Genomic DNA, 23,317 nt, shown 5'->3' on the forward strand with positions numbered 1-23,317 from the left:
CATTGGCTAAGGTGATCGCATTGACATCGGAGAGTCATGATGACCGCTGTAGTTTTGCCCGCCGTTCCTCGCGTACTGATAGCCGAGTCTGATCCATGGGTTCGCGAGACGCTTAGCGACCTGGTGTTGGACGTGCGTGCGGATATCGAGCTGGAGATGTGCACCGATGGCAAACAGGCCGTCGAGTGGATGAAAAAACACCTGCCGGACCTGATCATCGCCGCCCGCGAGCTGCCCGGGATCGATGGCCTGAGCCTGCTGCGGGGCGTGCGCAATCTGCGTCGTCAGCCCGCCATCCCGTTCATTCTGATCAGCAATCGCAATGACAGCGCCAGCGTGCGTGAGGTCGTGCCGCTGGCGCCGACTGCCTACCTGACCAAACCACTGAACACCGAAGGGCTGCGCCAGCGTCTTGAAGGCCTGTTGCTGGAACGCAGCGCCCCGGCTGCGGGTGCGGTGCCCGCGCTGACGCCGGGCCTGACCCTGACCAAGTTTCTCGACAAACGCCGTGATATAGCCGATGGCGCGCCGCTGTTCGTCGATGTCGCCACGGCGGTGACGCTCAGCCAGACCGCCAGCGGCATCGACGCCGCCTTGCTGGAGCAGGAGCTGCGCAACGATCCGCACATCACGGCAGTACTGATCGCAGCGGCCAATACGGCGGCGCAGCATCTGGGCAAGCCGATCCAGACCATGGGCGGGGCGCTGGCCATTCTCGGGCCGGTGCAGGGTGCCAATATCGCGTCAGGCCTGGCCAAAAAGCGTATGGCGGTGCTGACCAATGATGCGTTGCTGGCCAAGGCCCATGAGCTTTGGACCCTGTCGCAGCGCACGGCAGATTACGCACGCATTCTGGGCGGCATGCTGGAGCTGGATGCGGAGCGCTGCTTCAGCGCCGGGCTGTTGCAGTCGCTGGGTGACCTGGCGGTATTGGGTTGTCTGCAGGAGTGGCTGCTGGCTGGCGGCCAACTGGATGAGCAGGTGATCGGGCAGTCTCTGGAGCAGTATTCCGCGGCCTTCGGCTCTGCTCTGCGCACGCGCTGGCGTTTGCCGCTGGAACTGCGTGAGCTGATCGCTGCGGTGTATCAGTACAACACCGGCATCTACACACGCGAAGTGCTGGCAATGAACCTGGCGGGGCAGATGGCGCGCCTGGGCGAGGAAGAAAGTGTCACCACGCTGATCAAGACCAAGTCGGCCAAACTGTTGAAGCTCAGCGTCGGTGACTTGCAGCGCCTGCGCAAGAAGCTGACGGGGGTGACGGATCCGAGTTTGCTGAGGCCGCTGACGACCGAAACTGAGGTGGCTGCCGAGGCGGTCGAAGATGGGTTGCTCGACGTGGCACCTGAGGCACCTGCTGAAGAGCCTGCTGCAATCGAGGATCCGGCAGCCGCTGTTCAGGGTTCGCCCGAGAAGTAAAACCCGACCGACGCCTTCGCGAGCAAGGCGAATCGCCGCCCAGCCGCTCCCACAGGGCGTCATGCCGTGCGCGCTCCCACAAGATACCGCGTACTCCCGTAGGAGCGAACTTGTTCGCGAAGGCGGTATTCCTGACGCAGAAAATCCATCGACTGCACCGGACTCTTCGCGAGCAAGCTCGCTCCCACAAGGTACCGCGTACTCCTGTAGGAGCGAACTTGTTCGCGAAGGCTATATTCCAAACGCAGCCAACGCAGTGAATGTACCGCCCTCTTCGCGGACAAGTCCGCTCCTACAGGGCACCGCAGACTCCCACAGGGCTTGATGCTGTGCGCGCTCCCGTGGGAGCGAGCTTGCTCGCGAAAGCTATATTCCAAACGCAGCCAAATGCATTGAATGTACCGCCCTCTTCGCGGACAAGTCCGCTCCTACAGGGCACCGCAGACTCCCACAGGGCTTGATGCTGTGTGCGCTCCCGTGGGAGCGAGCTTGCTCGCGAAGGCTATATTCCAAACGCAGCCAATGCATTGAATGTACCGCCCTCTTCGCGGACAAGTCCGCTCCTACAGGGCACCGCAGACTCCCACAGGGCTTGATGCTGTGTGCGCGCTTGCTCGCGAAGGGGCCGGTACAACCGCTGAAGATTTGCTGATCAGGCAGACCGTCTTCGCGAGCAAGCTCGCTCCCACAAGATACCTCGTGCTCCCGCGGGGGCGACCGGGGCCGCGATCCGCCTTGCTCGCGAAGGGGCCAGTCGTGCTTTCTACATTCGAGAAGGCATTTCAGACCAGTACGATCTGGTTCTTGCCCTGGCGCTTGGCCTGATACATCGCGGCGTCGGCGCGGCCGTAGAGGGTTTCGAGGCTTGGGTCGTCCGCGCCCAGGTTGGTCAGGCCCTGGCTGGCGGTGATGCTGAAGGTGGTGCCGCCGGACTGGAAATTCTGACGCTGGATCTCGCGTTGCAGGCGCTCGGCGATCTGCATGGCCATGTCCGGCGCGCAACCGGGGAATACTGCGGCGAACTCTTCACCGCCGATACGCCCGAACAGGTCACCACGCCTCAATGCCGAACGACCGCTTTCGGCGATGCGTTGCAGTACGGTATCGCCTTCCTGATGGCCGTAGGTGTCGTTCACCAGCTTGAAGTCATCGATGTCCAGCAGCAAAAACGCCAGCGGCGTACCGTTGAGGCGAGCCAGTTCGAACTCGCGCTGGGCGCATTCGAAAAAGTGCCGGCGGTTGCTGCTCTGGGTCAGCACATCGGTGGTCGCCAGGCGTTGCAGCTCATCCTCGAGGTGCTTCTTCTCGGTGATGTCTTCGGCGATACCCACCACGATCAGACGCTGGCTGGCGTCGGCGCGATGACTGACGAAGCATTTATCGCTGAGCCAGCGTACTTCGCCATCCGCACGAATGATCCGGTACTCGCGGTCCTCGATCGAGCCTTTCTCGATGACCTCGTTCAGGCTGCGCTCGGCGTAGTTCAGGTCATCGGGGTAGATGCTGTCGCGCCACTCACTGTAGTCAGCCAGCAGCAGGCCCGCCGAACGACCGAAGATGCGCTCGTAGGCCGGGCTGACATAGATCATGTGCTGGGTTTCCCAGTCGAACGCCCACAAGACAGCGTTCACGCTCACCAGCAACGAGCTGAACAATTGTTCGCGCTCGCTCAGACGTGCGACTTCTGCCTGAGCGTGCATCAGGGCTAACAGGGTTTCTGCGGCTGCGGGCATATCAGTGATCGGTGAGCCGGGTAGGGAAGTGAAAGGCTGCTTTTCCATAAGAACCATCTCAAACGTTTACGGCCAGTAAGGCGCCCTATCCCGATTGGCGGGAAAGTTGATGAGATAGACGGGGAGGGGATAAGTTCCGGGACCGGCGCGCCAGGGGATGGCGCGCCGATCAACGGTTCAGGCGTGTGCGGGGCGTAGCGAGTAGGTTTTCAGCTGGTCGGCGAACTCGCGCAGGGACTGAATACCGCTGGCTTCGGCCTCGTGAATCCACTCTTTCATGGCCGACAGCATGTCGTGACCGTTGCTGCTGGTCTTGACCCAGATCTGTTGCAACGCGAGGCGTTTTTCGTAGATCACTTTCAGCGCATGGCTGTGTTCCAGCATGGTCTGGATGCGCAGGTGATGCCTGTCATCGAGCAGGCTGGTCTCACGCGACAGCAGGCGCTTGGCACGACGGAACTGATGACGCACCGACTCGTCGGCCTTGCCGAGTTCCTGAGTAACCAGCGGCGCGATGACCAGCTTGCGGTACTGCGCCATGATCTGGAAACGGTTGTTGAGGATCGCCATCGCGGTGTCCATGTCCATATGGCCCTTGCCTTCGACCCGATGAGCGATAGGCGCGACTCGCTGAACCTTGGCCAGACCCAGGAAGCTGAACACTTTGATCCACGCCCAGCCCATGTCGAACTCCCAGGGCTTGACCGACAGCTTGGCCGAGTTGGGGTAGGTGTGGTGATTGTTGTGCAGTTCTTCGCCGCCGATCACGATGCCCCACGGCACCAGATTGGTGGCTGCATCGCGGCACTCGAAGTTGCGATAGCCGACCGCATGACCCAGCCCGTTGACCACACCGGCAGCCCAGAAGGGAATCCACATCATCTGCACGGCCCAGACCGTGATACCGAGCGCGCCGAACAGCGCCACGTCGATGACCGCCATCAAAGCGATGCCCAGCAGCTTGTAGCGCGAGTACAGATTGCGCTCGATCCAGTCTTCCGGGCAGTTCTTGCCGTAGATCCGCAGGGTGTCCTGGTTCTGCGCTTCCTCGCGGTACAGCTCGGCGCCCTTGCGCAGTACCGTAGACAGCCCCTTGACGACCGGGCTGTGCGGATCGTCGACGGTTTCGCATTTTGCGTGGTGTTTGCGGTGGATGGCTGTCCACTCGCGGGTGTTCTGGGCAGTGGTCAGCCACAGCCAGAAGCGGAAGAAGTGTTTCAGACCCGCATTGAGCTCCAGGGAGCGGTGGGCTGAATAGCGGTGCAGATAGACCGTAACGCCAATGATCGTTATATGGGTCATGACCAGCGTGACCGCTATTAACTGCCAGACGGAAAGGTCGAGCAAACCGTTGTACCACATAGGCTGTTTGGCCCTCGTAGAAATACCTGTGAAGAAAAAAGTCGCAACGGCATTATCACTGACATGGCTCAGAAAACCAGTCACCCTTGCAGATAAGCGTCGCAGGATGTTTCTTGCTTTATAATCCAGACCTTTCGTAAGGCTCGGTTTTTTATGTCCGATTATTCCCGTAACGCGCTGCGAACCGCCGTTCTGTATGGGCTGCTGTCGATTCTGTGGTTCGCGACAGGCAGCGCCCTGCTGTCTTTTTTCGTCAAGGATCCGGCTCGACTGTCCGTCGGACAACAGATGATCGGTTACGGCTGGGCGTTGCTCAGCACCGTCATGATCTTCATTGCACGTGACAAATTGAAGGCCATCGTCGGCGGCGAAGCGCTGTTCGAGCGCCAACAACAGGACTATGACCGGCTGCTGCTGGCGGCGGTGGTGTTCGACAGTACGCGTGAGGGCGTGCTGGTCAGTGATGCCGAAGGGCGTATTGTCCATGTAAATCGTGCGTTTGTGGACATCACTGGCTATCAGGCCGACGAGGTGCTGGGTTTCAACCCCAGCAAGTTCAAGTCCGGTCGTCATGGCCCCGAGTTTTATCGGCAGATGTATCACTCACTGCAGAGTGCCGGGCAGTGGAGCGGAGAGATCTGGAACCGGCGCAAAAGCGGCGAGATCTATCCGCAATGGCAAACCATCCGCTGCATCAAGGGTGAAGACGGGCAGGCCAGGCATTTTGTGGCGGTGTTTTCCGACATCACGGCCATCAAGCGCTCCGAGCAGGAGCTGGCGCAACTGGCCCATTACGATGCGCTGACCGAGTTGCCCAATCGTCTGCTGCTGACCGACCGTATCAGCCAGGCGCTGACCTCGGCGCGCTCCAGCAAGCGCGGCTGTGCGCTGCTGGTGGTCGACCTGGACAACTTCAGAAACATCAACGACAGCCTTGGCCATAACATCGGCGACGAAGTGCTCAAGGCGGCAGCCGAACGTCTCAATGCGCTGGCCGATAGCGGTATGACGGTCTCGCGGCTGGGCGGTGACGAATTCGCGCTGCTGGTCAAAAACTGTACGCACATGGTGCATGCCGCAGCGCTCGCGCAGCAGGTGATCAATGCCTTCAAAGCGCCGTACCCGATTGGCGGGCATCAGTTGTTCGTCACTGCCAGTATCGGTATCAGCCTGTTTCCCGGTGACGCGCTGACGGCCGAGCAATTGTTGCGCAATGCCGACTCGGCGCTGTTCAAGGCCAAAACCGATGGCCGCGAAGGGTTTGCGCTGTACACCGAAGAGCTGACCGCCCACGCCCAGCAGCGGGTGCAACTGGCCAGCGAGCTGCGCCAGGCCATCGAGCAGGACCAATTGCGGGTGTTCTACCAACCGGTTTACGACCTGGTAACCGGACGTATTTGCGCGGTCGAAGCGCTGGTGCGCTGGCAGCACCCGACTCGTGGCATGGTTTCGCCCGGCGATTTCATCCCTATCGCCGAGCAGAACGGGCTCATCGCCGATATCGATGCCTGGGTATTGAATACTGCCTGTCGACAAATGCAGGCATGGCTGGCAGAAGGCGTCTCGATTGCGTCCGTCGCGGTCAACGTGTCCAGCCGCCTGTTCAGTCGTGGTGATGTCGATCGGCGAGTGGCTGAGGTCTTGAACGAGACCGGCCTCGATCCGGCATTTCTTGAGCTGGAAGTCACTGAAAGTGCCGTCATGGAGGACCCTGAACAGGCCATCAAGCAATTGCATCGCCTGCGTGAACTGGGCCTGAGTCTGGCCATCGATGACTTCGGCACAGGCTACTCATCGCTGCTGCGGCTCAAGAGCATGCCGGTGCAGAAGCTCAAGATCGACCAGGGTTTCGTGGCCGGGCTGCCGGGCGACGTGGATGACATCGCGATTGTACGGACGGTCATCGCGCTGGCTTCGAGCCTGGGCATGCGTGTACTGGCGGAGGGGATCGAACACGCCAGTCAGGCTTCATTCCTGTTAAGCAACGGTTGCGAGTTGGGCCAGGGCTACTGGTTTGCCCGGCCCATGGCGGCACAGTCGATTGACTGGACGCACGCGCCCGCGTTCAACTAGTTCAGGCCCTCACTGATAACGCGGGTCAGGGTGTGCAATGCACCCTGAGTGGCTCCCACCCTTATAAAGTCTTTTTGGTTATATCTGCATTCTTAAATAGTCTTTTTAAGAATATCCGCACCTCACTATTATTGCCTCACCGCCATACGCCATCGCCCCCAGTCGCGACGGCAGGCCCCTCACTTCTCAAGGATTAAGACAATGAGCGCATCTCTACGTAGTGTTGACGGTCAGGACGAAGCAGCCATTCTGCGTGAAATTCAGAGTGCGTTGCGTGACCTGCGTTTTGGTGCCGTCGAAATCACCGTGCACAACGCACAGGTGGTGCAGATCGAGCGCAAGGAAAAGTTTCGTTTGCAGAACCCTGCCAAGCAGAACTGAAGCGGCAATCACCCGACTGGTCAACCGGAGGGTTTCATCCTGACTCCTGATACCCCCCTGAAAAACAGCAACGCGCCCGTGCGAATGCCGTTCTGACGCGCCAAGAAATCAAAAAAGCCAACACACAGCATTTCCAGGAGCTTCAATCTATGTCCATTCGCCGTTTTGCGCTGGCGGCTCTCGCCAGTGCTGTTTTCGCAGGCTCGGCTGTCGCCAAGGATTACGAACTGCTCAACGTGTCCTACGATCCGACCCGCGAGCTGTACCAGGATTACAACGCAGAATTCGTTAATTTCTGGAAAAAATCCCATCCGGACGACAAGGTCGAGATCAAGCAATCCCACGGCGGCTCGGGCAAGCAGGCGCGTGGCGTGATTGATGGCCTGCGCGCTGACGTAGTGACCCTGGCACTGGCCGGTGATATCGACGAAATCGCCAGGCTCGGCAAGACGCTGCCCGAAAACTGGCAGACCCGTCTGCCGGACGCGAGCACGCCGTACACCTCGACCATCGTGTTTCTGGTGCGCAAGGGCAACCCGAAAGGCATCAAGGACTGGGGCGATCTGACCAAGGAAGGCGTCTCGGTGATCACACCGAACCCGAAAACCTCCGGCGGTGCGCGCTGGAACTTCCTGGCCGCCTGGGCCTACGGCCTGAAGGCGGGCGGCGGTGACGAAGCCAAGGCCAAGGAATACGTGCAGACACTGTTCAAGCACGTGCCAATCCTGGATACCGGCGCACGCGGTTCGACCATCACCTTCGTCAACAACGGTCAGGGTGACGTGCTGCTGGCGTGGGAAAACGAAGCGTTCCTGGCGTTGAAAGAAGACGGCGGCAAGGACAAGTTCGACATCGTCGTACCTTCGCTGTCGATCCTTGCCGAACCTCCTGTCGCCGTGGTCGACAAGAACGCCGAGAAGAAGGGCAACACCGAAATCGCGACTGAATACCTCAAGCACCTGTACAGCAAGGAAGGTCAGGAAATTGCTGCGAAAAACTTCTATCGTCCACGTGATGCCGAAGTGGCCGCCAGGTACGAGAAGCAATTCCCGAAACTCGATCTGGTGACTATCGACAAAGACTTTGGTGGCTGGAAAACTGCGCAGCCGAAGTTTTTCAATGACGGCGGCGTTTTCGACCAGATTTATCAGGCGCAATAAGCCGAAATTAGGATGCCGCCCGAGCGGCATCGCAGGCTTGGCCAAACAGCCCGGATTAACCTCCGGGCTTCGTGCAAGTGAAACCAGGGACTTTTATGTCGCGTCGTATCTCCCCCGTCATACCCGGCTTCGGGCTGACGCTGGGCTACACCTTGGTGTACCTCAGTCTGATTGTGCTAATACCGCTCGCCGCCATGTTCGTACATGCCGCGCAGCTCACCTGGGATCAGTTCTGGACCATCATCACGGCACCACGCGTGATTGCGGCACTCAAGCTGAGCTTCGGCACCGCCTTTTACGCAGCCCTCATCAACGGTGTGATCGGCACACTGCTGGCCTGGGTGCTGGTGCGCTACACCTTCCCCGGGCGCAAGGTCATCGATGCGATGATCGATCTGCCATTCGCCCTGCCCACCGCAGTGGCCGGTATCGCCCTGACAGCGCTGTACGCGCCCAACGGCTGGGTCGGCCAGTTCGCGGCTGATCTGGGTTTCAAGATCGCCTACACCCCGCTGGGTATCACCCTGGCGCTGACCTTCGTCACCCTGCCGTTCGTGGTGCGCACCGTGCAGCCTGTGCTGGCCGATATTCCCAAGGAAGTCGAAGAGGCCGCTGCCTGCTTGGGCGCGCGTCCGTTACAGGTGTTTCGCCACATCCTCGTGCCGGCGTTGCTGCCTGCCTGGCTGACCGGCTTCGCCCTGGCGTTTGCCCGTGGCGTGGGCGAGTACGGTTCGGTGATTTTCATCGCCGGCAACATGCCGATGAAAACCGAGATCCTGCCGCTGCTGATCATGGTCAAGCTCGACCAGTACGACTACACCGGCGCAACCGCTATCGGCGTGATGATGCTGGTGGTGTCCTTCATTCTGCTGCTGCTGATCAACCTGCTGCAGCGGCGCATTGAAACCCCATCCTGAGGAGGCGCAGAACATGTCTTATCCATCTGTTTCAGCCGCCGCCTCTGCCAACGCCGCCCGTCGTGGCAGCGCGGTGTCGCGACGCATTCTGATCGGCCTGTGCTGGCTGGTGTTCGTCCTGTTTCTGGGGCTGCCACTGTTCATCGTGGTGTCCCAGGGCCTGAAAAACGGTCTGGGCGCGTTCTTTACCGCGATCCTCGAGCCGGACGCGCTGTCGGCGTTGAAGCTGACGGTTATTGCGGTACTGATCTCGGTGCCGCTCAATCTGGTGTTCGGCGTCAGCGCCGCATGGTGCGTGAGCAAATACTCGTTCCGTGGCAAGAGCATTCTGGTCACGCTGATCGACCTGCCGTTCTCGGTGTCGCCGGTCATCGCCGGTCTGGTTTACGTGCTGATGTTCGGTGCGCAGGGGCTGTTCGGGCCGTGGTTGCAGGATCACGACATCCAGATCGTCTTCGCCCTGCCGGGCATCGTGCTGGCGACCATCTTTGTCACCGTGCCGTTCGTTGCGCGTGAGCTGATCCCGCTGATGCAGGAGCAGGGCACTCAGGAAGAAGAGGCCGCACGGCTGCTGGGCGCCAATGGCTGGCAGATGTTCTGGCACGTCACGGTGCCGAACATCAAATGGGGCCTGATCTACGGCGTGGTGCTGTGTACGGCACGGGCGATGGGTGAGTTTGGCGCGGTGTCGGTGGTTTCCGGGCACATTCGCGGCGTCACCAACACCCTGCCGCTGCACGTCGAAATCCTCTACAACGAGTACAACCACGTTGCCGCCTTTGCCGTGGCGAGCCTGTTGCTGATCCTGGCGCTGTTCATCCTGCTGCTCAAGCAGTGGAGCGAATCCCGCATTAACCGTCTGCGCCATAACGCGGCGGAGGAATAATCATGTCGATCGAAGTCCGTAACGTCAGCAAGAACTTCAACGCCTTCAAGGCCCTGAACAACATCAGTCTGGACATCCAGAGTGGCGAGCTGGTGGCGTTGCTCGGCCCGTCAGGCTGCGGCAAGACCACCCTGCTGCGCATCATTGCCGGTCTGGAAACCCCGGATGACGGCAGCATCGTGTTCCATGGCGAGGATGTGTCCGGTCACGACGTGCGTGATCGCAACGTCGGGTTCGTGTTCCAGCATTACGCGCTGTTCCGCCACATGACGGTGTTCGATAACGTCGCGTTCGGCCTGCGCATGAAGCCCAAACGCGAGCGCCCGAACGAGACACGGATCGCCGAGAAGGTCCATGAGCTGCTGAACATGGTGCAGCTGGACTGGCTGGCCGACCGTTATCCGGAGCAACTGTCGGGTGGACAGCGCCAGCGCATCGCCCTGGCCCGCGCCCTGGCGGTCGAGCCAAAAGTGCTGCTGCTGGACGAGCCGTTCGGGGCGCTGGACGCCAAGGTCCGCAAGGAGCTGCGTCGCTGGCTGGCGCGCCTGCACGAGGACATCAACCTGACCTCGGTGTTCGTGACTCACGATCAGGAAGAGGCCATGGAAGTGGCCGATCGCATCGTGGTGATGAACAAGGGCGTGATCGAGCAGATCGGCTCGCCGGGCGAGGTCTACGAGAACCCGTCCAACGACTTCGTCTACCACTTCCTCGGCGACTCCAATCGCCTGAGCCTGGGCGAGGAGGGTCACCTGCTGTTCCGTCCGCATGAGGTGTCGCTGTCCCGCCAGGAAATCGAAGACCACCACGCCGCCGAAGTCCGCGACATCCGCCCACTGGGCGCGACGACGCGGGTCACCCTGAAAGTGGAAGGGCAGAGCGAACTGATCGAGGCCGAAGTGGTGAAAGACCACGACAGCCTGGTGGGCCTGGCCAAGGGCGAGACGCTGTTCTTCAAACCGAAGGTCTGGCAGAAGCTTTAAGCCCGCCCTCCAGCTATCGTTCCCATGCTCCGCGTGGGAATGCCCTTCTGGACGCTCTGCGTCCGATCTTGAGTGCGCGGTGTCAGCACGGGCATGTGACGCAGAGCGTCACGAACTGCATGCCAACGCGGAGCATTGGCACGATAGTCACCTCACGACTTCCATCATTCCCGCGCTCCGCGTTGGCACGATAGTCGCTTCACGATTTTTATCGTTCCCATGCTCCGCGTGGGAATGCCCTTCTGGACGCTCTGCGTCCTCGGGCTGTTATCGCACGGACAACGCCAGCATGAACGCCGCGACGATGCCGCATACGGCGAACAGTTGTTGCAGGCGTGGGCCGGCGAGGTAGCGGGCGACTTGTCTGCCGATGACCAGGCCGATGACTGCACCCAGCGCGAACGGCGCACCGACCGCCCAGTGCATCACCCCGCTCAGTGACGCGGTAATGACGCTGCCCATCGAAACCAGGGCGATCACGGCCAGTGACGTCGCCACGACACTCTTCATGTCCAGGTCGCTGTAGCGGGTCAACGCCGGAATGATCACGAACCCGCCGCCCACCCCCAACAAACCAGACAGCAACCCGGAGCCCACGCCGGTCAGCGTCAGTGCGCGCAGGCAGGGCATGGTCCAGCGCAGGCGGCCCTGCAACGGGTTGAGCACGCAGGGCAGGATCTCTGCGCGCGGCGCCGGCTTTCCGTGGCGCAATTCGCGGCTGGCCCTGATGAACATGCGTCCACAGGCGTACAGCAGCACAACCGAAAAGACCAAGGCCAGCGGCGTATTGGGCAGTCGATGAGCGAGCCACAGGCCCAGAGGCGCCATCAGTACACCAATGGACGCGATGTACCCGGCCGCGCGATAGCGCACGATGCCCTGGCGCAGCCCCAACACCGCACCGATCCCCGCCGCCAGCCCTACGGCCAGCAGACCGACAGGTGCTGCTTCGACAATCGACAGACCGAGACCGAAGACCAGCAGCGGCACGGCGAGAATGCCGCCCCCCGCTCCGGTCAGCGCCAGTACCATGCCGATGATGGTTCCCAGACCAACGCCCAGTAACTGATGCTCATCCATGCCGGGTGTCAGCCTTTTTCGGTTTGGCCAGCCATTCACGGCCCTTGAGCATGCCATGCCAGTACAGCGCGGGCAGCACTCGCGCTTTCAACCACCAGGCCAGTCGGGTCGGCTGGCGACCCTCCAGCAGCCAGCGCGGAAAGCTCGGCGCGACCTTGCCGCCATAGGTGAATTCGGCCAGCACAATGCGGCCTTTCTCGACCGTCAACGGGCACGAGCCATAACCGTCATACACAGCGGATTCACCCCGACGACCCAGCGCGACCAGCACGTTGTTGGCCACCACCGGCGCCTGCTTGCGTGCCGCTGCGGCGGTCTTGGCGTTGCTGGTATTGGTGACGTCGCCCAGGCCATACACATTGGCGAACTGCCGGTGCTTCAGCGTAGCAGGGTCCACGTCCACCCAGCCTGCGGCATCGGCCAGCGGGCTGCTGCGGATGAAGTCGGGGGCAATCTGCGGCGGCACTACGTGCAACATTTCGAAGCTTTGCTCGACGGTCTCGCTGCTGCCATCGGCCTGTGTGCGAATAAACGTAGCACGCTTGCCAGGTCCGTCGACGGCGACCAGCCGATGGCTGAACCTGAGGTCGATGGCGTAGCGCTCGACGTACTTCATCAGCGCTGGCACATAGTCGGCGACACCGAACAGCACGCCACCGGCGTTGTAGAACTGCGTATCGATCTGCGCGAGACGGCCGCTTTTCAACCAGTGATCGCAGGACAGGTACATCGCCTTCTGTGGCGCACCGGCGCACTTGATCGGCATGGGCGGCTGAGTGAACAGCGCGCGGCCCTGTTTCAGGTTCTGCACCAGCTTCCAGGTGTAGGGCGCCAGGTCATAGCGATAGTTGGAGGTCACGCCATTGGCCCCGAGCGTTTCCACCAGCCCGTCGATGGCCGACCAGTCCAGCTTCAGGCCGGGGCAGACCACCAGTTGCTGATAACCGAGCACGCGGCCGTCGCCCAGCGTCAGCGCATTGTGCTGCGGCTCGAAGGTCGCTACTGCAGCCTTGATCCACTGCACGCCTTTTGGAATCAGCGAAGCCATGCTGCGCGCCGTCGACTGCGGGGTGAAGATCCCCGCACCGACCATGGTCCAGCCGGGCTGGTAATAATGGGTATCGGCGGGGTCGACCAAAGTGATTTGCAGGGTAGCGTCGCGGGCGAGCAGGCTTGCGGCAGTGGCGATACCGGCAGCACCGCCACCGACGATCAGGATCTGACAGGTTGTTGTCGAAGCATTCATCACAGGGTTTCCCAAGGCAGGCAGCGGTCAAAGGGCATTGAGCGGGATCTTCAGGTAGACGACGCCGTTGTCTTCCGGCTCGGGAAAGTGTCCGCAGCGCATGTTGACCTGCACCGCAGGCAGCATCAGCACCGGCATGGCCAGCGTCGCGTCGCGGGCTTCGCGCATGCCGACGAACGCGTCTTCATCCACACCGTCGTGCACATGGATATTGCTGGCGCGCTGTTCGGCAACCGTGGTCATGTATTTCAGCTCACGGCCATTGGGCAGGTAGTCGTGGCACATGAACAGCAGGGTCTCCAGCGGCAGCGCCAGCAGTTTCTTGATCGAGCGATACAGCGTGCGCGCATCGGCACCCGGGAAGTCACACCGGGCGGTGCCGTAATCAGGCATGAACAGCGTATCGCCGACAAACGCGACCGTGGCGTCACCGACTTGCACCAGGTAACTCATGCACGCCGGCGTGTGCCCGGGCGTGTGCATGGCCTTGACCTCAAGCGTGCCGAGGGCGAACGACGCGTTGTCTTCCAGCAGCACATCGAACTGGCTGCCATTGCGCGCAAAGTCAGGCGGCGCGTTGAACAGCGTGCCGAAGGTTTCCTGCACGGCGGTGATGTGGCTGCCAATGACAATTTGCCCACCCAGCCTCTGTTTCAGATACGGCGCTGCCGAGAGGTGATCAGCGTGCACGTGGGTTTCGAAAATCCACTGCACCGAGGCGCCCAGCGCCTGCGCCCGTTCGATCATCCGGTCGGCAGACTCGGTCCTGGTGCGGCCGGACTTGGGGTCGTAATCGAGCACGCTGTCGATCAGCGCACATTGCTTGCTGTGCAGGTCCATCACCAGATAGCTGATGGTCCAGGTATGCGTGTCGAAGAGCGCTTCGACATGGAGTTTTTCACCGATGATCATGTGCAATTCCCATGGCTGTAAATCGCCTCAAGGCCCGTTTGGCCAGGCCGGACGGTTGGCAGTCGTTGCCATAATGTCTCAATAACCATGCCAATCACTGCAAAGCCTGTTCAGCCCAGTAAATAAAGGCATTAGGAATTCTTTAAGAGCACCTGGATCAACTGACAAACCTGCGGACTGCCACATTCTGGCAGTCATTTGGCAGTCCATGGCACACGCTGGCAGACGGATGGGTTAAGCTGCGCCCAGCCCACAGGAGCCCCCATGAACCTCATCGCCACCGATTTTCCCGGCAGTCGCATGCAGTCGCTGGTGTCATACCTCGAACATGATCTGCGACCGACCATCGTGCTCGACACCGACTACAACATCATTGCCGCCAACACCGCCTACCAGCGCCAGTTCGGCGTCGAAGGCACGCCGCATGTGGGCGAGAAGTGTTATCGGGTGTCGCATCAGTTTGCGGTGCCATGCGATCAGGCCGGCGAGCATTGCCCGATGCGCAAGGCCCATGAAACACGGCTTCCGGAGCGTCTGCTGCACATTCATCACACACCGCGCGGCCCGGAGCATGTGGATGTCGAGCTGCGGCCGATTCTCGATGATCAGGGTGAGGTGATCGCTTATGTCGAGCGACTGAGCTCGGTGGCGGTGGCATCCGTCCAGCCGCAGCAACACGGGCTGGTGGGGCGCTCGGCGGCGTTCAAGGAGGTGCTGAGCGCTCTGCAACGTGCGGCGCCCGCGCAGATTCCGGTGTTACTGCAGGGCGAGTCGGGCACCGGCAAGGAATTGTTCGCGCGCGCACTGCACGCCAGCAGCGCCAGGTCCGCCGGGCCGCTGGTGGTGGTCGACTGCACGGGGCTTACCGAAACCCTGCTGGAGAGCGAGCTGTTCGGCTATGAGAAGGGCGCATTCACGGGCGCATTGCAGCGCAAGACCGGTCTGGCTGAAGCCGCTCATGGCGGGACGCTGTTTCTTGATGAGATTGGTGAGGTGCCGCTGGCCATGCAGGTCAAGCTGTTGAGGCTGATCGAATCGGGCAGTTTTCGTCCGGTGGGCAGCCTGCGCACGGTGCACTCGGATTTTCGGCTGGTGGTGGCCACGCACAAACCGCTCCGGGAGATGGTCGCCGACGGCAGCTTTCGTCAGGATTTGTTTTACCGCATCAGCGCCTTTCCGATTCGCCTGCCGGCCCTGCGTGAACGCAGTGATGACCTGCCGCTGCTGATCGACAGCCTGCTGCAACGCATCGCGCCCGGCGCTGCTCCGCGTGTCGACGCCGAGGCCATGAAGCTGCTGAGTTTGTACAGTTACCCCGGCAACATTCGCGAGCTGCGCAACATACTCGAACGCGCCCGTTTATTTACCGACGACGGCATCATTCGCGCGCAGGACCTGCCCGTCGAGGTGCGCGGCCAGGGCGAAGCGGGTGGTGTGAAGTACCGCCAGCAGGACGACGGCCTGGAGAAACTCGCCCATGCACTGCGAGTGTTCAATGGCTCGCGCAGTGAGCTCGCCAGAGAGCTGGGACTGAGCGAACGCACCCTGTACCGACGTTTGCGTGCCCTAGGGATTCCGCGCTGAAGCGTGAGGAACGATCATCACAACTATCGTGCGGCGCTCCGCGTCGCATGCCGTTCCGGACGCTCCGCGTCCTCTTGACGACGCAGAGCGTCGAGACCTGCATTCCTACGCTGGAGCGTGAGAACGATCATCGCAACTATCGTGCGGCGCTCCGCGTCGCATGCCGTTCCGGACGCTCTGCGTCCTCTTGGCGACGCAGAGCGTCGAGACCTGCATTCCCACGCTGAAGCGTGAGGAACGATCACCTCGACTATCGTGCGATGCTCCGCGTCACATGCCGTTCCGGACGCTCCGCGTCCTCTTGGCGACGCAGAGCGTCGAAAACTGCATTCCCACGCTGGAGCGTGCGGAACGATCATCACAACTATCGTGCGGCGCTCCGCGTCGCATGCCTTTCCGGACGCTCTGCGTCCGCCCTCGAGGGGCTTACTTGAAGGTTACAACCCCGCCGGCCAGGGATTCGACCCGCGCCAGGGATTCAACGCGATAGCCCTGGGCGTCCAGCTCGGCGCGGCCGCCCTGGAAGGACTTCTCGATCACGATACCCAACCCAGCTACCGTGGCGCCGGCCTGTTTGATGATCGAGATCAGCGCCTGCGAGGCTTTGCCGTTGGCCAGGAAGTCATCGATGATCAGGACCTTGTCGTCGCTGCTCAGATGGCGCGGCGAGATGGCCACGGTGCTTTCCACCTGCTTGGTGAACGAGTACACGGTCGCCGACAGCAGGTTTTCGGTCAGGGTCAGAGACTGATGCTTGCGGGCGAAGATCACCGGCACGCCCATTTTCAAGCCTGCCATGACTGCCGGCGCGATACCGGAAGCTTCGATGGTCACGATCTTGGTCACGCCAGCGTCGGCGAACAGTCGGGCGAATTCGTCGCCGATTTCCTTCATCAGGGCCGGGTCGATCTGATGGTTGAGAAACGCATCGACCTTCAGCACCTGATCGGACAATACGATGCCTTCTTCGCGAATTTTCTTGTGCAGTGCTTCCACTTCAATTCCTTGGCTGCGCCATTGCGCAATAAATGATCAATATTGTGTCGGCTAGCGTTTCAGCATGGCGCGAATGTCGGCAAGCGCAGTGTTGCCGCGAACCGCTTTGACTTCCGTCGGTGTGTCGTCATTGCCTTCCCAGGCCAGGTCGTCCGGGGGCAGCTCATCCAGAAAGCGGCTCGGCGCGCAGTCGATGATTTCACCATACTGCTTGCGCTTGGCGGCGAAGGTGAAGGCCAGGGTCTGCCGTGCGCGGGTGATGCCCACGTAGGCCAGGCGGCGCTCTTCTTCGATGGTGTCGGCCTCGATGCTGGAGCGGTGCGGCAGGATTTCTTCTTCCATGCCCATGATGAACACGTAAGGGAATTCCAGCCCCTTGGAGGCGTGCAAGGTCATCATCTGCACACCTTCGGCACCGTCCTCCTCTTCCTGCTGACGTTCGAGCATGTCGCGCAGGACCAGCTTGCCGATGGCTTCCTCGATGGTCATGCCACCTTCTTCGTCCTTTTCCAGCGTGTTTTTCAACGCCTCGATCAGGAACCAGACGTTACTCATCCGGTAATCGGCAGCCTTTTCGCTGGAGCTGTTCTGCCGCAGCCAGTTCTCGTAGTCGATGTCCATGACCATGCTGCGCAGCGCGGCGATGGGATCGTTCTGCGCGCACTGCTGGCGCACCCCGTCCATCCAGCGCTTGAAGCGCTGTAAACGGTCGGTGAATCGGCTGTCCAGATGCTCGCCCAGGCCGATCTCGTCGGTGGCGGCGTACATCGACACTTTGCGCTCGGTGGCGTAGTTACCGAGCTTTTCCAGCGTGGTCGAGCCGATCTCACGACGCGGAACGTTGATCACCCGCAGGAAGGCGTTATCGTCGTCCGGGTTCACCAGCAGCCGGAAATAGGCCATCAGGTCCTTCACTTCCTGGCGGCCGAAGAAACTGTTGCCGCCCGACAGTCGATACGGCACCTGGTGGTGCTGCAATTTCAGCTCGATCAGCTTGGCCTGGTAGTTGCCGCGATAGAGGATGGCGAAATCGCTGTACGGGCGGTCGGTGCGCAGGTGCAGGGTGAGGATTTCCATGGCCACCCGCTCGGCCTCGGCGTCTTCGTTACGGCAGCGGATCACGCGGATCTCGTCGCCGTGGCCCATCTCGGACCACAGTTGTTTTTCGAAGGCGTGCGGGTTGTTGGAGATCAGCACGTTGGCGCAACGCAGAATACGGCTGGTGGAACGGTAGTTCTGCTCCAGCATGACCACTTTCAACGACGGGTAGTCGTCCTTGAGCAGCATGAGGTTTTCCGGCCGCGCACCACGCCAGGCGTAGATCGACTGGTCGTCGTCGCCTACTACGGTGAACTGATGGCGCGTGCCGATCAGCAGCTTCACCAGCAGGTACTGGCTGGCGTTGGTGTCCTGATATTCGTCCACCAGCAGGTAACGCACCTTGTTCTGCCACTTTTCCAGGATGTCAGCGTGTTCCTGGAACAGCTTGACCGGCAACAGAATCAGATCGTCGAAGTCCACCGCGTTGTACGCCTTGAGCGTGCGCTGATAGTGGGTGTAGACGATGGCGGCAGTCTGTTCCTTGGGGTTGCGGGCGTTTTCCAGCGCCTCGGCGGGCAGGATCAGGTCGTTTTTCCATGAGCCGATCATGTTCTTGATTTCGTCGACGCCGTCGTCGCCGGAATACTCTTTCTGCATGATGTCGGTCATCAGCGCCTTGACGTCGGTCTCGTCAAAGATCGAGAAGCCCGGTTTGTAGCCCAGCCGCGTGTGCTCCTTGCGGATGATGTTCAGACCCAGGTTGTGGAAGGTCGAAACCGTCAGGCCACGTCCTTCGCCGCCTCTGAGCAGCGTGCCGACCCGCTCTTTCATCTCGCGCGCGGCCTTGTTGGTGAAGGTCATGGCGACAATGTACTGGGCACGAATACCGCAGTTCTGGATCAGATGAGCGATCTTGCGGGTGATCACGCTGGTCTTGCCGGAACCGGCACCGGCGAGCACCAAAAGAGGGCCGCCGACGTAGTTCACGGCTTCCTGCTGCCGGGGATTGAGTCGGGACATGGCGATATGAAGAGTCGTCTGCAAAAAAGGTCGGGCATTTTAACAGGCCCACGGCTTTGTGCAGTGCTCATCGTCGTCGGACAGTGACAGCTATCTAATTCTTCTGTTTTTGTTACATTTGCGCCGCGACGCGCGATACGTGTATTTGTCGCGCTCCTGCGAGAGTGCGGCCACCGGTTTTTCCTTTGCACTTAGGAAGTTAGATTGCCTACACCTGTCGAACCCTTGCGATTGCTGTTATTGGCGCACGAGCCCTTCTGGCAGGCGCTGCTTAGCGGCTGCCTCACTGCGCCGGGAAGCAACGTGATACTTCTGCATGGCGCGAACTGGGACGTTTTCAGCGCCCGATACGCTAACGAGCGCAATACCGTGCTGCTGACCACCCCTGATCTGCAGCCCAGGACCGGGGCCTGCCTGTTGCCTACCGTGGTGCTGCTCGAGACCGAACCATTGGTCGGACCGACCGGCGTCAGTGACTGGCTGGTGCGCGATGCCTTGACCGGTGACACGCTTCGGCGCTGCCTGCGCTATGTCCACGAGCGCAGTCGCCTGGAAGACAGCCTGCGACGCCTGGTCGGCCAGGACCCGTTGACCGGCATCGCCAACCGCCAGGGATTTCAGGCGCTGCTCTCGGCGCGCTTGAGCGAAGGCGGCAGTGTGGCGCTGGGGCATCTGGACCTGGACAATTTTCGCCGCGCCAACGATGCACTGGGGCATCAGGCCGGGGACCGGCTGATCCTGCAAGTCGTGGCGCGCTTGAAAAACCAGCTCGATGCCGGTGATCAGATCGCCCGCCTGGGGGGCGACGAATTCGCCCTGTTGATTGACACCCGAGCAACCCCCGAACGTGCCCTGCAAATGGCCGAACGTATCACTGACGTGCTGGCCGAACCCTATTGGGTCGATGGCGAAAGCCTGCTGCTGGGTTGCAGCCTGGGCATTGCGCATTCGCAAGCCCAGCCCGAAGCCGACCCGCTGATGTGGCATGCGCATATCGCCATGCGTCAGGCCAAGAGCATGCAGGGCTGTACCTATCACCTGTTCGACGAGCGCATCAACCGCAACGCCCGCAGCCTCGCCGATCTGGAAGGTGAACTGCGACGCGCCTTGCGCCGCGATGAGCTGGAACTTCATTACCAGCCGCGCCTGTGCCTGGACAGCGGGCGTATTGTCGGCCTGGAAGCGCTGGTGCGCTGGCGCCATCAGGAACGCGGGCTGCTGCCGCCCAGCGAATTCGTGCCACTGGCCGAGCAAAGCGGCCTGATCGTGCCGCTCGGCTACTGGGTCATCTTCCGCGCACTGCGTGACATGCAGGCCCTGCGCGAACAAGGCTTTGCCCCACTGCACATGGCGATCAATCTGTCGTTCCGGCAGTTTCAGGACAGCCAGCTGCTGCCGACCTTGAATCGCCTCATCGCGGAACACGATGTCGACGCGCGCTGGCTGGAATTCGAACTGACCGAAACCGCCGTCATGCGGCGCAGCGACCAGGTCCGGCAGACCATGGACGCATTGCGGCAACTGGGCGTGCGCTTTTCGCTGGATGATTTCGGCACCGGCTATTCGTCGTTCATGCACCTCAACAGCCTGCCCATCGCGCTGCTCAAGATCGACATGGGCTTTGTCGCGCAGATGGAGTTACGCGAAGAGAACCGCAAGCTGGTCAACGCCATGATCAATCTGGCGCACAACCTGAACCTGGAAGTAGTCGCCGAAGGTGTGGAAACCGCCGGGCAACTGGAGTTGCTGCGCAGTTTCGGCTGCAATCAGGTGCAAGGCTATCTGATCAGCAGGCCGCTGCCGGTGGAAGAACTGGTGACCTATCTGCGCTCGCAAGCCGTGCACGCAGATACATCCAGATCCGGGTGACGGTGCGCCGGATCAGCCCGGCACCGCCACCCCGGCCGCGTCCCGACGCAACAGCCGAGCCGTCTTCCATTCGAACGCGTAGGTCAGCGCCACGGCCGAGCAGAACAGGCCCAGCGCCAGCCCCCACCACACGCCCGAAGCGCCGGCATCGGTAGAGAAACCGAGCAACCACGCGGCAGGCGCGGCGATCAGCCAGTAGCAACCCAGGCCGATCAGGAAGGTGGTGCGTGCATCCTTGAGCCCACGAATGGCGCCCATGGCAATGGTCTGGGTGCCGTCGAAGAACTCGAACAGGGCGGCAATGGCCAGCAGTTTTGCCGCTAGTACGACGATCTCGGCAAACGCCGGGTCGTTGATATCCAGAAACAGACCGATGACCAGATGCGGTGCCAGCCAGAACAGCAGCCCGAACATCAGCATCACACAGCCGCCAAAACCGATGCCCAGACGACCGGCCATGCGCACCATCACCAGGTTGCCCGCGCCATAATGCTGGCCGATACGCATGGTGACCGCATAGGACATCCCCACCGGAACCATGAACGCCATGGACACGGTCTGCAGGGCGATCTGGTGCGCCGCCATCTGCGTGCTGCCCATCGCGCCCATGCAGAACGCGGCAAAGGTGAACAGGCCGACTTCCACTGCATAGGTGCCGCCAATCGGCAGACCGAGCCGCCACAGCTCGCCCAGGTGACTGCGTGAAAGCTTCGAAAGCCCCTTTCTGATCGGGTACGCCGCGTAAGCCGGATGCCACCTGATATGCAGCGCCAGGGCCAGGGCCATGCAGTTGGTGACGATCGCGGTGACCAGCCCGATCCCCATCAGCCCGAGGTTGGGCAGCCCCAGCCATTGATGGATCAATGCGTAATTGAGCACGAAGTTCGCTGCCGCACCGGCCAGGCTGATGGTCATCACCGGCCCCGCGCGACCCAGTGCGCTGGTGAAGCCGCGCAATGCCATGAAGCTGAGCAGGCCGGGCAGGGCGAAGGGCAGGGTGATCAGAAATTGAGCCGCCATATGCACGTTGGCTTCGGCCTGACCGAACTGCAACAGGATGGGTTCGAGGTTCCACAGCAACAGCGCGGCAACCAGCGCCATGCCCCAGGCCAGCCACAGACCGGCCTGGGTCAGACGGGTCGCGCCTTCAGCGTCACCAGCACCGTGACGGATCGAGACCAGCGTACCGACCGCGGCCATCACGCCGACGCAAAAGAACGACACAAAGCTGTACGTGGCAGCGCCCAGACCACCTCCCGCCAAAGCCTCCGGTCCGATCTTGCCCATCATCACGGTGTCGGTGAAGACCATCAGCATGTGCGCCATCTGTGACGCAATCAGCGGCCCCGCCAGGCGCAGGATGATCCAGAGTTCTTTGAGGGCGGACGGCTGCATGGTGACGGTGCTCTACGGCAAAGGGACGATTGAGCGACGTATTCTGGGCAGTTGCTCGACTAAACACAAAACGATAAATCCGATGCTCAGCATGACTAAAACTCATCTGAAGCAATTTTCAGCATTTGCAGTAAAGTAGCCGTTCATCGTCCGCAGGAAGCGCCCCATGCCTCGCAGTCTCCCCCCTCTTTATGCACTAAGGGCTTTTGAAGCGGCTGCGCGGCATACCTCGTTTACCCGCGCAGCCGAGGAACTTTCGATCACCCAAAGTGCGGTAAGCCGTCATATTCGTACGCTGGAAGAGCACTTTGCCTGCCGCTTGTTTCAGCGTAATGGGCGTAACTTGCAGCTCACCGAATCGGCACGCGCGCTGTTGCCCGGTGTGCGCGATGGGTTCCTGGCACTGGAACGCGCCTGCAGCACCCTGCAGACCGAGGAGGGCATTCTGCGCATGAAAGCCCCGTCGACCCTGACCATGCGCTGGCTGCTCGCGCGGCTCAGCCGTTTCCGTCACCTTCAGGTGGGCAACGAAGTGCAACTGACCAGCGCGTGGATGGAAATCGATGCGGTGGACTTTACCCAGGAGCCTTTTGACTGCGCGATTCTGCTCAGCCAAGGTCATTTCCCGTCGGACTGGGACGCCACATTATTGTTTCCCGAGTTGCTGATTCCGGTCGGCGCCCCCACGTTGTTGCAGGACCCGCCATGGGACGTGGAGCGGCTGGCAAAGGCTGAGTTGCTGCACCCCACTCCTGACCGTCGTGACTGGCGCACCTGGTTGAACCGCATGGGTCTGGCCGATCAGGTGTCGCTCAAAGGCGGGCAAGTATTCGACACCCTCGAGCTGGGAATGATTGCCGCCGCACGCGGCTACGGTGTGTCGATGGGTGATCTGCTGATGGTCGCCGAGGACGTGGCGCAGGCCCGTCTGAGTCTGCCGTGGCGCACGGCGGTGTTCAGTGGCGAAAACTATTATCTGGTCTGGCCGCGTACAAGGCCCGGCGCAGAGCGGTTGCGCCGCCTCAGCGATTTTCTCAAGGCGGAGGTGGGCGCCATGAAGTTGCCGTTAGTTGAAGTACTCTATTAAAATTTAGTTTAGTATTGAACTGCCATCATTTGTTAATGTCTCGCTCCGCTCTCAAGTAACGACCTTGATGGCCGAAGCATTGCTTAACGATTGCTCGTTCAAACGGCGTAAAACACCAACTAAATCTATCAGCTGAATGATAAGCCACGGACCCGGCAACTCCAATCATTCGG

18 protein-coding genes and 1 pseudogene are annotated in these 23,317 nt (G+C 61.1%); 11 read left to right on the top strand and 8 right to left on the bottom strand.

Going from position 1 to position 23,317, the window contains the following annotated elements:
• Positions 1-36: 36 nt before the first annotated feature.
• Together BT119_RS07570 and BT119_RS27455 are read left to right on the top strand one after the other, a co-directional pair.
• A complete protein-coding gene (locus tag BT119_RS07570) occupies positions 37-1,419 on the top strand; it encodes an HDOD domain-containing protein (protein ID WP_072365254.1) in 1,383 nt (460 codons plus the stop codon).
• Between the two features lie 94 nt (positions 1,420-1,513).
• Positions 1,514-1,997: pseudogene (locus tag BT119_RS27455) on the top strand (urea ABC transporter substrate-binding protein); the annotation flags it as partial.
• 204 nt (positions 1,998-2,201) lie between these two features.
• Here the strand turns inward: BT119_RS27455 and BT119_RS07585 are convergent.
• Both BT119_RS07585 and desA read right to left on the bottom strand, forming a co-directional pair.
• Positions 2,202-3,200 (bottom strand): GGDEF domain-containing protein, encoded by a 999-nt coding sequence (locus tag BT119_RS07585; protein WP_032609721.1) that lies wholly within the window; start codon positions 3,198-3,200, stop codon positions 2,202-2,204.
• 129 nt (positions 3,201-3,329) lie between these two features.
• Positions 3,330-4,514: a delta-9 fatty acid desaturase DesA gene (desA, locus tag BT119_RS07590; RefSeq protein WP_003367671.1), complete on the bottom strand. Its 1,185-nt coding sequence runs from the start codon at positions 4,512-4,514 to the stop codon at positions 3,330-3,332.
• A gap of 153 nt (positions 4,515-4,667) precedes the next feature.
• On the opposite strand from desA, the gene dibA reads away from it, so the two are divergent.
• The 6 genes from dibA (at position 4,668) to BT119_RS07620 (ending at position 10,914) form a co-directional block, all read left to right on the top strand.
• Positions 4,668-6,587: a phosphodiesterase DibA gene (dibA, locus tag BT119_RS07595; RefSeq protein WP_003435135.1), complete on the top strand. Its 1,920-nt coding sequence runs from the start codon at positions 4,668-4,670 to the stop codon at positions 6,585-6,587.
• A 201-nt stretch (positions 6,588-6,788) separates the two neighbouring features.
• Positions 6,789-6,968, top strand: coding sequence for a sulfur starvation response protein OscA (gene oscA / locus BT119_RS07600; protein ID WP_003367675.1), 180 nt, complete (start codon positions 6,789-6,791; stop codon positions 6,966-6,968).
• 149 nt (positions 6,969-7,117) lie between these two features.
• Positions 7,118-8,128 carry a sulfate ABC transporter substrate-binding protein gene (locus BT119_RS07605; protein WP_003435137.1) on the top strand — a complete coding sequence of 337 codons (1,011 nt, stop codon included), beginning with the start codon at positions 7,118-7,120 and terminating at the stop codon, positions 8,126-8,128.
• Positions 8,129-8,223: 95 nt separating this feature from the next.
• Positions 8,224-9,045, top strand: coding sequence for a sulfate ABC transporter permease subunit CysT (cysT, locus tag BT119_RS07610; RefSeq protein WP_003367677.1), 822 nt, complete (start codon positions 8,224-8,226; stop codon positions 9,043-9,045).
• 13 nt (positions 9,046-9,058) lie between these two features.
• The gene (gene cysW / locus BT119_RS07615; RefSeq protein WP_046718752.1) at positions 9,059-9,931 is read left to right on the top strand and encodes a sulfate ABC transporter permease subunit CysW; all 873 of its coding nucleotides are present in this window, start codon (positions 9,059-9,061) and stop codon (positions 9,929-9,931) included.
• A 2-nt stretch (positions 9,932-9,933) separates the two neighbouring features.
• Positions 9,934-10,914: a sulfate/molybdate ABC transporter ATP-binding protein gene (locus BT119_RS07620; RefSeq protein WP_002551393.1), complete on the top strand. Its 981-nt coding sequence runs from the start codon at positions 9,934-9,936 to the stop codon at positions 10,912-10,914.
• Positions 10,915-11,181: 267 nt separating this feature from the next.
• On the opposite strand, the gene BT119_RS07625 is transcribed toward BT119_RS07620, so the two are convergent.
• From BT119_RS07625 to BT119_RS07635, 3 genes are read right to left on the bottom strand one after another with little or no spacing between them, the layout of a single operon-like run.
• The gene (locus BT119_RS07625) at positions 11,182-11,994 is read right to left on the bottom strand and encodes a sulfite exporter TauE/SafE family protein (RefSeq protein ID WP_072365260.1); all 813 of its coding nucleotides are present in this window, start codon (positions 11,992-11,994) and stop codon (positions 11,182-11,184) included.
• Positions 11,987-13,240 carry an NAD(P)/FAD-dependent oxidoreductase gene (locus BT119_RS07630; RefSeq protein WP_072365262.1) on the bottom strand — a complete coding sequence of 418 codons (1,254 nt, stop codon included), beginning with the start codon at positions 13,238-13,240 and terminating at the stop codon, positions 11,987-11,989. Before BT119_RS07630 ends, BT119_RS07625 begins: the two co-directional genes overlap by 8 nt.
• Positions 13,241-13,267: 27 nt before the next feature.
• On the bottom strand, positions 13,268-14,152 hold the full coding sequence (locus tag BT119_RS07635; RefSeq protein ID WP_072365264.1) for an MBL fold metallo-hydrolase: 885 nt from the start codon (positions 14,150-14,152) through the stop codon (positions 13,268-13,270).
• Between the two features lie 264 nt (positions 14,153-14,416).
• On the opposite strand from BT119_RS07635, the gene BT119_RS07640 reads away from it, so the two are divergent.
• Positions 14,417-15,736: a sigma-54 interaction domain-containing protein gene (locus tag BT119_RS07640; RefSeq protein ID WP_003435145.1), complete on the top strand. Its 1,320-nt coding sequence runs from the start codon at positions 14,417-14,419 to the stop codon at positions 15,734-15,736.
• A gap of 426 nt (positions 15,737-16,162) precedes the next feature.
• Here BT119_RS07640 and BT119_RS07650 read toward each other — a convergent pair whose 3' ends face one another.
• Both BT119_RS07650 and rep read right to left on the bottom strand, forming a co-directional pair.
• Positions 16,163-16,732, bottom strand: a complete 570-nt coding sequence (locus BT119_RS07650) for a xanthine phosphoribosyltransferase (protein WP_044309668.1) — start codon at positions 16,730-16,732, stop codon at positions 16,163-16,165.
• 51 nt (positions 16,733-16,783) lie between these two features.
• Positions 16,784-18,793, bottom strand: a complete 2,010-nt coding sequence (gene rep, locus BT119_RS07655; protein WP_003401585.1) for a DNA helicase Rep — start codon at positions 18,791-18,793, stop codon at positions 16,784-16,786.
• A gap of 204 nt (positions 18,794-18,997) precedes the next feature.
• On the opposite strand from rep, the gene BT119_RS07660 reads away from it, so the two are divergent.
• Positions 18,998-20,662, top strand: coding sequence for a putative bifunctional diguanylate cyclase/phosphodiesterase (locus BT119_RS07660; RefSeq protein WP_054082312.1), 1,665 nt, complete (start codon positions 18,998-19,000; stop codon positions 20,660-20,662).
• A 12-nt stretch (positions 20,663-20,674) separates the two neighbouring features.
• Here the strand turns inward: BT119_RS07660 and BT119_RS07665 are convergent, their stop codons facing one another.
• Positions 20,675-22,057 (bottom strand): NorM family multidrug efflux MATE transporter, encoded by a 1,383-nt coding sequence (locus tag BT119_RS07665; protein ID WP_003367688.1) that lies wholly within the window; start codon positions 22,055-22,057, stop codon positions 20,675-20,677.
• A gap of 166 nt (positions 22,058-22,223) precedes the next feature.
• On the opposite strand from BT119_RS07665, the gene BT119_RS07670 reads away from it, so the two are divergent.
• Positions 22,224-23,144: a LysR substrate-binding domain-containing protein gene (locus BT119_RS07670; protein WP_003367689.1), complete on the top strand. Its 921-nt coding sequence runs from the start codon at positions 22,224-22,226 to the stop codon at positions 23,142-23,144.
• Positions 23,145-23,317 lie beyond the last annotated feature (173 nt).

This window comes from Pseudomonas sp. NFACC10-1 (genome assembly GCF_900119195.1).
In the GTDB taxonomy this organism is placed as follows: domain Bacteria; phylum Pseudomonadota; class Gammaproteobacteria; order Pseudomonadales; family Pseudomonadaceae; genus Aquipseudomonas; species Aquipseudomonas cerasi.

Excerpts from the sequence above, each read along its gene's own strand:
- BT119_RS07570 (WP_072365254.1), top strand. The coding sequence starts at position 37 with ATGATGACCGCTGTAGTTTTGCCCGCCGTTCCTCGCGTACTGATAGCC.
- BT119_RS07585 (WP_032609721.1), bottom strand. The coding sequence starts at position 3,200 with ATGGAAAAGCAGCCTTTCACTTCCCTACCCGGCTCACCGATCACTGAT.
- desA (WP_003367671.1), bottom strand. The coding sequence starts at position 4,514 with ATGTGGTACAACGGTTTGCTCGACCTTTCCGTCTGGCAGTTAATAGCG.
- dibA (WP_003435135.1), top strand. The coding sequence starts at position 4,668 with ATGTCCGATTATTCCCGTAACGCGCTGCGAACCGCCGTTCTGTATGGG.
- oscA (WP_003367675.1), top strand. The coding sequence starts at position 6,789 with ATGAGCGCATCTCTACGTAGTGTTGACGGTCAGGACGAAGCAGCCATT.
- BT119_RS07605 (WP_003435137.1), top strand. The coding sequence starts at position 7,118 with ATGTCCATTCGCCGTTTTGCGCTGGCGGCTCTCGCCAGTGCTGTTTTC.
- cysT (WP_003367677.1), top strand. The coding sequence starts at position 8,224 with ATGTCGCGTCGTATCTCCCCCGTCATACCCGGCTTCGGGCTGACGCTG.
- cysW (WP_046718752.1), top strand. The coding sequence starts at position 9,059 with ATGTCTTATCCATCTGTTTCAGCCGCCGCCTCTGCCAACGCCGCCCGT.
- BT119_RS07620 (WP_002551393.1), top strand. The coding sequence starts at position 9,934 with ATGTCGATCGAAGTCCGTAACGTCAGCAAGAACTTCAACGCCTTCAAG.
- BT119_RS07625 (WP_072365260.1), bottom strand. The coding sequence starts at position 11,994 with ATGGATGAGCATCAGTTACTGGGCGTTGGTCTGGGAACCATCATCGGC.
- BT119_RS07630 (WP_072365262.1), bottom strand. The coding sequence starts at position 13,240 with ATGAATGCTTCGACAACAACCTGTCAGATCCTGATCGTCGGTGGCGGT.
- BT119_RS07635 (WP_072365264.1), bottom strand. The coding sequence starts at position 14,152 with ATGATCATCGGTGAAAAACTCCATGTCGAAGCGCTCTTCGACACGCAT.
- BT119_RS07640 (WP_003435145.1), top strand. The coding sequence starts at position 14,417 with ATGAACCTCATCGCCACCGATTTTCCCGGCAGTCGCATGCAGTCGCTG.
- rep (WP_003401585.1), bottom strand. The coding sequence starts at position 18,793 with ATGTCCCGACTCAATCCCCGGCAGCAGGAAGCCGTGAACTACGTCGGC.
- BT119_RS07665 (WP_003367688.1), bottom strand. The coding sequence starts at position 22,057 with ATGCAGCCGTCCGCCCTCAAAGAACTCTGGATCATCCTGCGCCTGGCG.
- BT119_RS07670 (WP_003367689.1), top strand. The coding sequence starts at position 22,224 with ATGCCTCGCAGTCTCCCCCCTCTTTATGCACTAAGGGCTTTTGAAGCG.